Genomic DNA, 11,394 nt, shown 5'->3' with positions numbered 1-11,394 from the left:
GGGCCGGCAGCCAGGCTTGCGATCTGAGCTGCAGGCCCAAACCCGTTCGAAGCTCTCCAGGTACGTGCTCGCCACGTCGCCGTCCTCGGCCCTCCGTAGGTGCATCCGTCCGGTGACCGGCGCCCACGCCGCACGCTCCGGGCGGCCTGGCGCGGGGCCGCGCAGCGGCGCAAGCGCCGCCGCCCCTTGATCCAAAACAGCGGAATTCGGCAAGGTATCGCGTGCTTGTCCGTACTTAGCTGCGGGACTGGGCTTCGCTCGTAGTGCTGATCAGGGATCTGATGTCGTCGGCCAGTGCGGGAGTCGTAGCCACGGTGGCGGCCGAGGTAGAGGCGTGGTCGCTGCCGTCCTGGTCGGTGACCTTGGCTCCGGCTTCGCGGGCGATGATGACTCCGGCGGCCATGTCCCAAGGTTTGTTGGAAAGCGTGATGCTGGCGTCCAACCTGCCTTCTGCGACCCACGCTAGGTCTATGGCGGCTGAGCCGAGCATGCGGACGCGTTGGACGTTGGCGGCTAGGTGTTCGGTCAGGGCGATGCGTCGGCGGTTCTTGGCTTCGGCGTTTTCGCCTACTGCGTAGTCGCCGATGGCGACGATTGCGTCTTTGAGGTCGGTGGTCATGCTGGCTTGGATGCGGCGGTCTCCGAGGTAGGCGCCGGTGTGCTGGGCTGCGTGGTAGCGCGTGCCGAGGAACGGCAGGTCGATGACGCCGACGACGGGGCGGCCCTTCTCTATCAGGCCGAGTGAGAAGCCGCAGAGTGGAATGTTGCGGACGAAGTTGGCGGTGCCGTCTACCGGGTCGATGGCCCAGAGGAGTTCGCCGGTGGTGTCTCCGGTGATGCCTTCTTCTTCGCCGAGTATGGCGATGTCGGGGGTTCGTTTTTTGAGGTGGTCGCGGACGGCGCGTTCTACGGCGTAGTCGACTTCGCTGGCCATGTCGCGGTCGCCCTTGGCGGTGAGCAGGCCGGGGACGCGTGTGCGCACTAGTTCGCTGGCTATCTCCGCTGCTCGGAGGGCCACGGGTAGTAGTGCGGCTGGTGCGTCGGTCATACGGTTCGGCCTCATTCCCAGAGCGAATTGAAGATCTCTTCGAACGTCCCATACAGGCCGGTGCCGGTCGAGTTGCGCTCGGCGAGGAAGGTGGGCGAGTCGACTCCGCGGGCGTTCGGTAGGTAGGGCTGCATCACGCATAGCTTGTCGTTGATGAGCGTGATGTTGAACCGGATCGTCTCGTCGTAGACGGCGACCGACAGCCCGTCTTGGGCCTCGGGTGACAGGCGCCTGCGCAGGCGCGTCAGTACCTCGATGTTCAGGCGGGTGAGGGTCGTGAGGTGGTTGTCGGTGTAGCCCTCTTCCCGTTCGCGGGCCTGGATGGCATCGCCCTCGGGGGTCCAGGAACAGGGCCTGCAGGGTGGTGCCGCCCTCAATGAGCTGGTGTAGGCGCTGGTCGGGGTACTGCTGGCACAGCATGTTGAGGGAGAGGCCGGCGGCCCGGATGCTGCTTGCGCCGTCGAGCAGGGCGTGTGGTGGGTGGGCGAATGAGAACTCGGCGCGGGTGGGGAAGACGGCGGTGACGTCGGCGTAGGGGTTGGGGCCTATGCGGTCGGCGGTCGATTCGAGATCGGCGCGTTCGTCGCTGGGGGCGTAGGCGGTGGGCTCGTCCGCCATGACGTGCGGCGGGCATGGGGCGAACAGCTCGTCTACGGTCCACTCGGGGAACATCGCTTCTAAGACGCGGCAGTGGTCTGTGTAGGGGAGGCGCTTGAGTTCGCCGGACGTCCAGCGGTGGAGTTGGGCGCGGCTGGGTGCGGTGCCGGTGAGTTCGGGCGCGATCTTCTTAGCGGCCTCGTTGTAGGCGGCCTGGAACATGCCGTACCGGTGTAGGCGGCGCTGACGGATCACGACGTGCAACAGGATCGGTTGGGGAGACACCGGCTGTCCTCTCTAGGCGGGCGTTCACCAGGCTAGGCGCGACACGAGATCGAAGACGAGACAAAGTCGAGACAGTTGCAAGACGTTGACGTCCGAGACGAGATGATCACGGCGTAGTGACGCAACGTGACTCGTTGGCACGGTGTCGTCATGGCGAGCGATTGCACCTCTTCAGAGGACGCGGGTTCAAGCGGCGTGTGGCGCGACGGACGTTGGCGCCGGGGCACGTGGCGGGCGTTCCGGCTGACAGCCGTCAGGACTCGTGCCCTGACTGCGCGGGGACCGGCCAAGCGTCCGGGCGGCGGGACGGTGCGGAGTCGTGAACGCGCGGGACTTCGAGTTGCGGCTTCTGGCTGATCTGCGGACCTCGCTCCTCGGCCTGGGCATGGCCGTCCGGCTGGACGAGGACATGCCGGGGCTGCTGGTGAGTACCGCCAAGCCGGGCCTGTTCGTGTGGGTGTTCGTCGGGGCCTCCGGGCGGACGTTCACTTGGCGGCGTGACGACAGCAAGCACCCGGTCGACGACGTGCCGGGCGCGGCGGCGCAGGTTGCTCGCTTTGTGACTGCTCAGGCCGGACAGCTCAACGGGTCGGCTGACGACCACTTCGACTAGCGCTTTCGGCTGGCCCGATGGGCTGGCCAGGGCGCATTGAACGGCAGAGCCGGCGGCGCGACGAGGATGGCCCGCGGCGTGATCACCCCCATTGCCCCCATTGGTCACGCGTGTGTGGGAGGGCGGGCCAGACCCCGTGCCGTCGGCTCTGCTTCCAACGAAAGCGAGAAACTGATGCTGGGTCCTTCGATCTCCCGTGACGCCGAACTTCGTGTGTTGGGTGACCTGTACCGGGCCTTGGTCGCGCATGGTCTGTGCGTCCAGTTGCGCGACGCGGTGCCCGGTCTGACGATCACCCGGACGGGCGGGACGGCGCTGGACGTCATCGGCTACGTGGTGGTGAACCGGCGCAAGGGCCAGGTCTCGTGGTGGCGGGTCGGCAACCTTCACCCGGTCACCGACCTGGACGGCGCGGTGGACCGGATCGTCGCGTTCATGGCCGAGTCTGCGGCGTCCGGCCGTCCGGGGTCTCGGTCGTGAGGTCGTGGGCCGGTGACGCTCCTGATGATGAGACGGCGGCGGTCATCACGCTGCAACGCCGGTTCCCGGGCGCCTCGGTCTGGTTCGGACAGCACACCTTCCGGTGGTGGGCGATGATGCCGGGATCAACGGGGTGGATGCTGCTGGAGGCGATGACGCCCATGCAGCTCGCTGACAGGATGGCTGAGGCGCGCGGGCGGCTGTTCGTGGCGGCGTAGTCGGGCCCTTTAGTGTCCGATAGTCGTAGATCGATGTGTTGTCCCAGCGGCCGTCGTTGATGAAAGCGTGGCTGCGGGGGCGGCAGCAGGTGATCGCGCCGAATTACGTCCGGGTGATTCTCGCCCACGTCTCCACCCGTGGCTGGTGGAACGGGTGGCGGCGGTCGGAGCGGCCATCACTGAGCGATGTGCGGTCTCCTCGGGCACGCCGGCCCTGGGGTCACGCTTCGGACCTACGCGCGTCTCATGCCGTCCAGTTGGGAACGGATGCGCGAGGCGATTGGTGACACGTGGGGAACTATTCCGGGCACGAGTGCCCTGGATGTGCCTCTCGTGTGCTCCGGCCCTGGGCGGCGGGGGATGCGGTTAGAAGACTGAGATGTGGACGTGGTCGTAGTGGTTTGCGGTGTTGCCGCCTCGGTTCTCCATCATGCGCCAGCCGGGGCTGCGCATGTCGTAGATGCGCTGGCGCCAGATCACGTACTTGATGCCTAGGGCGCTTGCGTGGGAGATGGCGTATTGGGCGGCCTGGTCGCCCTGGGCTCTTGCGCTGCCGGACGCCATCACGCCGCCGGTCGTCACCATGAAGTCGCAGGCGTGGCCGGTGCCGTGGTCCTGGGGGTCGCCGGTGTTGCGGACGCAGCCGATGGTGGGGAACGGGCCGAATTCCAGGTCGATGGTGTTCTTGGTCTTGAGCATGCGGGGGGTGACGCCGCCCATGCCGATGCTCGGCGACTCGGGCTTGTACTTCTTGACCAGTTGCTTGATCTTGGCCTGGCGGCTCTTCAGGTCCTTGATCTCCGCCTTGAGCTGCGCCATCTTCTCTTCGGCCTTCTTGCGGGCCTGGGCCTGGTCGTTGACGAGCTTCTGGATCTGCTCGACCTTCGCGGCGTTGTTCTGGGCGAGGTGGCTGACCAGGCTGGCGTTGCTGAGGAGTTCGCTCGGGTCGGCGGCGGACACGAAGGTGACCGTGGGGTCCTCGCCGTTCATCATGTACTTGGTCGCGGCGAGCCGGGCGACGACGTTGCGGGCCTCGACGAGGTCCTTCTCCAGGACCTTCGACTTGTCGTGCGCCTTCTTGGCGGCGTACTGGGCGTCCTTGAGCTTGGCCAGGTCGCCGCCGTACTCCTTCTCGAGCTGCTCGATCTGGCGGTTCAGCTTGCGGAACTTGGCGCTGTCGCCCGGGTCGTACGGGACGGACACGGGTGCCGCGGCGCCGGCGGGCGGTGTGGCGGTACCCAGCAGCGGCAGAGCGGTGGCGAACGCCACGAGAGCCACGGCGGCGCGTCGTCCACTACGCCTGCGTGTGGAGGCGGGGGTCTCCACATGTTCTCCTCTCGTCACGGCCGTAGGTCAATGAACATTAAAGAACCGTCTGTGCCTCGCCAAGGCTAGACCTCTGAGGCGGGTGAGGCGGCGCGAAGCGTTAGATGCCGGTTCCGTTCGCCTGGAGCCGAGCCATCTTACGGGACACGGCTTTCGGCCTTGCGGATCCGCTGTAGCCGTGAGCACTTCAGGGTACGGGGTGGAGTTGTCATTGGTTCACTGTCTGCGCTTGCGGGCACGTCGCCGTCTGCCCGCCATTGATCGGTATCTCGATCGCGAGAAACCTTAGCGGAACTATCCAGATTCAGGGGTAAATCCGGTGTTTCTCCCGGTCAGCTGCGGCTCAGCTTGCCTCCGTAGGCGAGGTTCGTCCCGGGCCTGGTCCAGGTGTACTGCAGGGTCCCGTCCGGCTGCCGGGTGATCTGGACGACCCCGGGCGTGCAGGGCTTGCCGATGGCCAGGGACATCTTCAGGGCGCTTTCCGTGCCCCTCGTCAGCCTGAGCGTGCCGGTGCACTGTTCTCTTGGGTAGACCGCCTGTCCGGTCGTGCCGCCCACCTCGAACGTGACCTCCACGGGGAACGACACGTTGCGGTTGGTGTTGACCAGCGTCCCCGTCCACGTCCCCCCGAACGATGACGGGATCGTCGTCACAGGACGGTTGTTCGACGCGTTGGCGCTGTCGGGCGGTGGCCCTTCGTCGGCCTTGAGCTGAGGCCACAGCACCAGCGCGATGATGGCGATCCCCACGCCGACGCCTATGAACAGCGAGAGCGCCACCCCGAGCACGTGGTTGCTGGGGCGCCGCATCTTGCCGAGGGACGTCAGAGGAGAGGAATTCCGTCCGCCGCCCTGGCCCTCCCCCATGCCGGGGACGAGCGGGGACGGTTCGCCGGCGTTCGGGTACTCCAGGTCGACCGCGTCGAACGTGGCCGTCGGGTCGGGGCCGACCGCGTCGAACCTCGCGGTCTGGTCCGTCCGGTCGGGGCGCCGTGGCTCGAACGCGTTGAAGGTCGTGGTCTCCTCGAAGGCGGCCGGGTCGAGGTCGGCCGGGGGCGGCTCGGGTTCCGGCTGTGACCTGCGCGCGCGCGAGAGCTTCCCCAGCAAGGGCAGAGGCGGCGACGGAGCGTTTTCCGCGGGAGGGGGCGAAGGGACGCCCAGGGGAGGTATGGCAGGTGTGTTCGGGCCTGGCCCCGGCATGCCGGGTGTGAACGTGGGCGTCGCGCCGGGGTCGGGAGCCATGGGATGCGGCTGCGCACCCATCGGCGGGGGTGGCACGGCCTGGGGCTCGGGCGGCTGCGCGGCCGAACCCGCGGCGAGAGCGCGGCCTTCGTCGACCATCGAGGACGGCATGCGGCCGGCCAGCGGGCTCGTCTCGTCCAGGAGGCGCTGGAGGAGATCCTTGGCCGTCGGACGGCCTGCCGGGTCCTTGGCGAAGGCGTCGGCCATCACCTCGCGCAGCGAGTCGGGGACACCGGTCAGGTCCACCTCGTCGTAGACGATCCGCTGCATCACCTCGGACGGCGAGCCGGTTCCGAAGGGCTGCCTGCCCGTCGCGGCGAACAGGATCGTCGACGCCCAGGCGAACACGTCCGCGGCGGGCCCGATGCCCCTGCCGCTGAGCTGCTCTGGGGCCTTGTAGGAGGGATCCTCGGTGATGTGCCCGGAGAAGGCCACGTTCACCGCCTCCAAGGCGTGGGCGATGCCGAAGTCGCTCAACCTCGGGCCGTCCCGTCCGAGGAGGACGTTCCCGGGCTTCAGATTGTGATGCAGGGCACCCGCCCGGTGGACGGCCGCGATCGCGATCGCCATGCCGACCGCCAGGCGCTCGACGACCGCGCCGCCGCGCACGCCCTCCTCGTCGACGAGTTGCTGGAGGGACGGCCCGTCCACCCATTCGCTCACCACGAAGGGACGGTCGCCCTCCACATCGGCGTGCAGGATCGCCGCCGTGCAGAAGCCGGACACCTTCCGGGCCGCGGTAAACGCGCCGGTGAACCGCGTCCTGGCGACGGGCTCACCGCTCAGTCGCACATGCAGGACCTTCACGGCGACCTGGGCGCCCGCAGGGTCCCTGCCGACGAAGACGGCGCCCTGTTCGCCGACGCCTAGCCGGCCCGTGATCTCGTACGAGCCGAGTCTTCGCGGGTCACCCGGCTGCAGGGGCAGCGCCTCGGGCATCTGACGAACCTCCGTGTCCTCCAGGGACCGCGTCCCTGGTCTCCCCGTTCCCTTCACACCCCCATGCCTGGCGGGGTCCTTTTTACCGTCTGCGCGGCGTCGAGGCGCCACCGCAGGGCGAATGACCGTGGGCCACGACCCGGTAACGTCGGTGGCGATGCCGCGAAAACCGCTTTCCCTCGCTGTCCTGAACGAGCAGCGCACCGCGCTCGGCCTGCCGGCGTACACCGGCGCGGACGAACCGGCCGCCCTTCGTCGCGCGGCCCTGGACACCGTCCTCGCCTGCATCGATACAGGGAACGCCGAACCGTCCCGGCCGGTCGTCAAAGGAGCGGTGCGCTTCCTGCTCGACCGGCTCGCCGAGCTGGCGCCCGGCCGTTCTGTGGAGGTTCGCGTCCCTCCCTACGCCGCCGTTCAGTGCATCGACGGCCCGCACCATACCCGTGGTACCCCACCGAATGTGGTGGAGATGGACTCCACCGCCTGGGTCGCGTTGGCCACAGGACGGCTGGCCTGGGCCGATGCCGTCGCCGACGGGCGAGTCCGCGCCAGCGGCGCGCGCGCGGATCTGTCCGGTCATCTTCCACTGCCCATCGGCCTGCCCGTCGATCAGGGGACTTCGGAGCCCGGCTGACAGACAGTGTCCGGGAGGCCGGCCGAGCCGGGCTACTGGCCGATCGTCCAGTTCGGGTCTTGCCGAGACCGCCGGGCGCTGCCAGCGTGGTCACCACCGTCCGTTCGGGGCACGGCCTGGAAGGCGGCGCGGCATGCGCATCAGTGGCGAGCACACCAGTGGCGAGCAGGGTCGGTTTGCGCGCGTCGCCGTGCTGGAGGTGATCCCGTGCTGATCGCGCACTGGACGTTCGACGTCGACACCGTGGACGGCCGCAGGGTGGCCGCCGCGGCCGGCGCCGCACCCGCCGCCGAGCTGAACGAGAACGCCGAGATCGTCCCGGGCAGGGACGGGGAGGCGCTGGCGCTCGGCGGGAGCGGCCGGGCCGTGATTCCCGCCACACCTCAGCTCGTCCTGAGCCAGGTGTTCGGGTTCAGCGTGACGTTCTTCGTCCAAGTCGCCGAGGAACCGACCGGAGAATGGCGCAGTCTCGTCTACAAGCCGGTCGCCGAGAACGACGCGCGGGGCCTCGGGCTGTGGCTCTACCCAGACGCGATGCGGCTGCGGGTCCAGCTCTTCACCATCAAGGGACCGGACTATGTCGACAGCCGCGCCAGGCTGACCGTGGGCGAGTGGGCGCACATCGCGTTCGTCGTGGACCCCGCCGGGATGTCTCTCTACGTCAACGGCAGGCTGGACGTGACCGTCCCTCTGGAGCACGCCGTCGTCACACCGGCCGGACCCATCTACCTGGGCAGCGAGCCCACCAAGCCTGGATTCGGCGGCCTCATGGACGATTTCCGCGTCTACGCCTCGGCGCTCGACGGGGAAGCCGTCCGCTCCCTCGCCGACTACCAAAGCCCCTAGGAAGCCTCTAGGTCTCCTTAGGTGCGGCGCAGAGGCCTAGGGGGTGGCGTTGGCCTTGGCGAAGGGGAACTCGCGTTCGACGCAGCCCCGCCGCGACGAGTCGTCCGGGTACCGCGCCTCGTCCCCGCACTCGGCCGCCTTGCTCAGCAGCCAGAAGAGCATCCCCGCACCGATGGCGAGGGCGAGGGTGGAGCAGACGACGCCCACGACGGCGGGCCGCCGGTCGGCGTCGCGCCGGACGAGGGACATCGTCCCCAGGATCAGTCCGGCGAGCGCCGGGATCATCCCCGCCAGACACAGGACGAGGCCGACCAGCCCGGCGATTCCGAGCACCTGGGAGGCCCTCGCCAGGGTGCTCCGCTTGGGCGGCGAGGGCGGCGCATACGTCTGGTACCCGGGCAGCGTCATGCGTTCCTCCACGTGTCGGTCACCAGACTCCCCCGGTGTGCGTGATGCCCGTGGTTCGGGTGGGTAAAGGTCCGTTAAGTACATGCCACCGATCGGAGCAGCTGAATCGGGCATCTAGACTGGCAATGTGCCTCTCGGTGACGGACGTCTGAGCCACGACCTCGACTCCTCTGACCGCCCCCCGCAGGATGCTTGCGGGGTATTCGGCGTCTGGGTCCCCGCGGACCAGGCGTCGAGGGCGGAAGTGAGCAAGCTGACCTACTACGGCCTGTACGCGCTCCAGCACCGCGGGCAGGAGTCGGCGGGCATCGCCGTCAGCGACGGTTCGCGCATCGTCGTGTTCAAGGACATGGGCCTCGTCGCCCAGGTCTTCGACGAATCGGTGCTGAACACCCTCCGCGGCCACATCGCCGTCGGACACTGCCGGTACTCGACGACCGGTTCGCCCACGTGGGAGAACGCGCAGCCCACGTTCCGGTCCAGCGACGCGGGCGGGCTGGCGCTCACCCACAACGGCAACCTGATCAACACTCCGGAGCTGGCCGCGCGGCTGGCGCCCGGCGTGCTGACCGCCACGACGGACACCGAGGTCCTGACGGCCCTGCTGGCCACCCACGGCGAGGGCCCGCTGGCGGCGGCGCGGGAGATCCTGCCCGCCACCCGCGGCGCGTACTCCCTGGTCTTCATGGACGAGGAGACGCTGTACGCCGCCCGCGACCCGGAGGGCGTCCGGCCGCTCGTCCTCGGCGCCCTGGAGGACCGGGGCTGGGTGGTGGCGTCCGAGACCGCCGGCCTCGACATCGTCGGCGCCCGCTTCGTCCGCGAGATCGAACCGGGCGAGATGGTCGCGATCGACGGCGCGGGGGTCCGGTCGGAGCGGTTCGCCGAGGCGCGGCCGAAGGGCTGCCTGTTCGAGTACGTCTACCTGGCGCGTCCCGACACCTCGATCGCCGGACGCAGCGTGCAGGCCACCCGCGTCGAGGTCGGGCGGCGGCTGGCCCGCGAGCATCCCGTCGAGGCCGACATGGTCATCCCGACCCCCGAGTCGGGCACCCCGGCCGCGATCGGCTACGCCGAGGCGTCCGGCATCCCCTACGGCCAGGGCCTGGTGAAGAACTCCTACGTCGGCCGGACGTTCATCCAGCCGTCCCAGACCATCCGCCAGCTCGGCATCCGGCTCAAGCTCAACCCGCTGCGGGAGGCGATCGAGGGCAAGCGGCTGATCGTGGTGGACGACTCGATCGTGCGCGGCAACACCCAGCGCGCCATCGTGGGGATGCTGCGGGACGCGGGCGCCGCCGAGGTGCACGTGCGGATCTCCAGCCCGCCCGTGTCCTGGCCGTGCTTCTACGGCATCGACTTCGCGACCCGCGCCGAGCTGATCGCGGGGAACCTGTCGGTCGAGGGGATCCGCGACTCGATCGGCGCCGACTCGCTGGGCTTCATCTCCCTGGACGAACTGATCTCGGCGTCCCAGATCGCCAAGGACAACCTGTGCCGGGCGTGTTTCGACGGCGTCTACCCCATCCCGGTGGACGAGGCCGCCCGCGGCAAGCACCTGCTGGAGGTCACCTGATGGCCGGTCACCCCACGCCGGTCTCCTACGAGGCCGCCGGGGTCGACATCGCGGCGGGCGAGCGCGCCGTCGAGCTGATGAAGTCCCGGGTGGCCCGGGCCCGGCGTCCGGAAGTGGTCGACGACGTCAGCGGGTTCGCCGGTCTGTTCGACGCCTCGGCGCTCCTGCGCTACAAGCGCCCCCTGCTCGCCACGTCCACGGACGGTGTCGGCACCAAGGTCGACTTGGCGCGACGTCTCGGCGTCTACGACACGGTCGGTCACGACCTCGTCGGCATGGTCATCGACGACCTGGCCGTGTGCGGTGCCGAACCGCTGTTCATGACGGACTACATCGCCTGCGGCAAAGTCGTCCCGGAGCGGATCGCCGACATCGTCGGCGGCATCGCGGACGCCTGTGCTCTGGCGGGCTGCGCCCTCGTCGGCGGCGAGACCGCCGAGCACCCCGGTCTCCTCGAAGCCGACGAGTTCGACCTTGCGGGCGCGGGGACGGGCGTAGTCGAGGCCGACGAGATCCTCGGCCCCGACCGTGTCTGCCCAGGGGACGTCGTCATCGCCATGGCGTCGTCCGGTATCCACGCGAACGGGTATTCGCTCGTCCGCCACATCCTGGCCACGACGGACCTGACCCTCGAATCCCAGCCGGCGGAACTCGGCCGTCCACTGGGTGAGGAACTCCTCACACCCACGCGGATCTACGCCAAGCACTGCCTGGCGCTGATCCAGGCCGGTGGGGTACGCGCGTTCGCTCACATCACGGGTGGCGGGCTGGTGGCCAACCTGGCCCGCTCGCTGCCTCCGACGTTGGACGCCGTGCTGAACCGCTCGTCGTGGGAGACACCGGCCGTGTTCCGCGTCCTGCAAGGGCACGGGGACGTCCCGCAGGCCGAGATGGACAAGACGTTCAACCTCGGCGTCGGGATGGCGGCCGTCGTCAGCCCGGACAGCGCTGACGAGGCCCTCCGCCTCCTGACCTCCCGGGGTGTGGCGTCCTGGCACCTGGGCGAGATCACCGAAGGCACCGGTGCCGCGGCCCTGGCGTGAGAGGACGCGTGAGGGACGGCGGCCGGGTCAGAAGCTCGTCGAGTCAGAAGCTCCGCGGGCGGAACGCGCCGCGAACGTCGCCGGTGAGGACCGGGCCGCGGAAAGCTGCCCGGTGAGGGCTGAGAGGGACGCTGAGCGTC

The 11,394-nt window shown here is 69.0% G+C and carries 11 protein-coding genes; 6 read left to right on the top strand and 5 right to left on the bottom strand.

The window, feature by feature from the left end; all coding sequences use genetic code 11:
* Positions 1-235: 235 nt before the first annotated feature.
* Together AB0C35_RS43670 and AB0C35_RS43665 are read right to left on the bottom strand one after the other, a co-directional pair.
* Positions 236-1,048: an inositol monophosphatase family protein gene (locus tag AB0C35_RS43670; protein WP_358469737.1), complete on the bottom strand. Its 813-nt coding sequence runs from the start codon at positions 1,046-1,048 to the stop codon at positions 236-238.
* A gap of 11 nt (positions 1,049-1,059) precedes the next feature.
* Entirely contained in the window at positions 1,060-1,425 is a 366-nt protein-coding gene (locus AB0C35_RS43665) for a DUF5919 domain-containing protein (RefSeq protein WP_358469734.1), read from the bottom strand.
* Positions 1,426-2,249: 824 nt separating this feature from the next.
* On the opposite strand from AB0C35_RS43665, the gene AB0C35_RS43660 reads away from it, so the two are divergent.
* Together AB0C35_RS43660 and AB0C35_RS43655 are read left to right on the top strand one after the other, a co-directional pair.
* Positions 2,250-2,543, top strand: a complete 294-nt coding sequence (locus tag AB0C35_RS43660; protein WP_358469728.1) for a hypothetical protein — start codon at positions 2,250-2,252, stop codon at positions 2,541-2,543.
* Positions 2,544-2,717: 174 nt separating this feature from the next.
* Positions 2,718-3,023 carry a hypothetical protein gene (locus AB0C35_RS43655; RefSeq protein ID WP_358469725.1) on the top strand — a complete coding sequence of 102 codons (306 nt, stop codon included), beginning with the start codon at positions 2,718-2,720 and terminating at the stop codon, positions 3,021-3,023.
* A gap of 584 nt (positions 3,024-3,607) precedes the next feature.
* Here the strand turns inward: AB0C35_RS43655 and AB0C35_RS43650 are convergent.
* Both AB0C35_RS43650 and AB0C35_RS43645 read right to left on the bottom strand, forming a co-directional pair.
* Positions 3,608-4,519: a hypothetical protein gene (locus AB0C35_RS43650; protein ID WP_358469722.1), complete on the bottom strand. Its 912-nt coding sequence runs from the start codon at positions 4,517-4,519 to the stop codon at positions 3,608-3,610.
* A gap of 380 nt (positions 4,520-4,899) precedes the next feature.
* Positions 4,900-6,747 carry a protein kinase gene (locus AB0C35_RS43645; protein ID WP_358469719.1) on the bottom strand — a complete coding sequence of 616 codons (1,848 nt, stop codon included), beginning with the start codon at positions 6,745-6,747 and terminating at the stop codon, positions 4,900-4,902.
* 157 nt (positions 6,748-6,904) lie between these two features.
* Here AB0C35_RS43645 and AB0C35_RS43640 point away from each other — a divergent pair, with 157 nt between their 5' ends.
* On the top strand, positions 6,905-7,381 hold the full coding sequence (locus tag AB0C35_RS43640) for a sterol carrier family protein (protein WP_358469731.1): 477 nt from the start codon (positions 6,905-6,907) through the stop codon (positions 7,379-7,381).
* Positions 7,382-7,588: 207 nt separating this feature from the next.
* Positions 7,589-8,227, top strand: coding sequence for a LamG domain-containing protein (locus tag AB0C35_RS43635; RefSeq protein ID WP_358469716.1), 639 nt, complete (start codon positions 7,589-7,591; stop codon positions 8,225-8,227).
* Positions 8,228-8,263: 36 nt separating this feature from the next.
* Here AB0C35_RS43635 and AB0C35_RS43630 read toward each other — a convergent pair whose 3' ends face one another.
* Positions 8,264-8,635 carry a hypothetical protein gene (locus AB0C35_RS43630; protein ID WP_358469713.1) on the bottom strand — a complete coding sequence of 124 codons (372 nt, stop codon included), beginning with the start codon at positions 8,633-8,635 and terminating at the stop codon, positions 8,264-8,266.
* 127 nt (positions 8,636-8,762) lie between these two features.
* Between AB0C35_RS43630 and purF the strand changes: the two genes are divergently transcribed.
* On the top strand, positions 8,763-10,211 hold the full coding sequence (gene purF / locus AB0C35_RS43625) for an amidophosphoribosyltransferase (RefSeq protein WP_358469710.1): 1,449 nt from the start codon (positions 8,763-8,765) through the stop codon (positions 10,209-10,211).
* Complete coding sequence (gene purM / locus AB0C35_RS43620) at positions 10,211-11,254, top strand: phosphoribosylformylglycinamidine cyclo-ligase (protein WP_358469707.1); 1,044 nt, start codon at positions 10,211-10,213, stop codon at positions 11,252-11,254. Before purF ends, purM begins: the two co-directional genes overlap by 1 nt.
* Positions 11,255-11,394 lie beyond the last annotated feature (140 nt).

The sequence above is a fragment of the Spirillospora sp. NPDC048819 genome (assembly GCF_040650055.1).
Classification (GTDB): domain Bacteria; phylum Actinomycetota; class Actinomycetes; order Streptosporangiales; family Streptosporangiaceae; genus Spirillospora.
Note: the sequence above shows the minus strand (reverse complement) of the source record. Positions and strands in the feature narration are given on the sequence as shown.

What these genes read in the sequence shown, in the direction of transcription:
- AB0C35_RS43655 (WP_358469725.1), top strand. Translation starts at nt 2,718, where the DNA reads ATGCTGGGTCCTTCGATCTCCCGTGACGCCGAACTTCGTGTGTTGGGT.
- purM (WP_358469707.1), top strand. Translation starts at nt 10,211, where the DNA reads ATGGCCGGTCACCCCACGCCGGTCTCCTACGAGGCCGCCGGGGTCGAC.
- AB0C35_RS43640 (WP_358469731.1), top strand. Translation starts at nt 6,905, where the DNA reads ATGCCGCGAAAACCGCTTTCCCTCGCTGTCCTGAACGAGCAGCGCACC.
- AB0C35_RS43670 (WP_358469737.1), bottom strand. Translation starts at nt 1,048, where the DNA reads ATGACCGACGCACCAGCCGCACTACTACCCGTGGCCCTCCGAGCAGCG.
- AB0C35_RS43630 (WP_358469713.1), bottom strand. Translation starts at nt 8,635, where the DNA reads ATGACGCTGCCCGGGTACCAGACGTATGCGCCGCCCTCGCCGCCCAAG.
- AB0C35_RS43645 (WP_358469719.1), bottom strand. Translation starts at nt 6,747, where the DNA reads ATGCCCGAGGCGCTGCCCCTGCAGCCGGGTGACCCGCGAAGACTCGGC.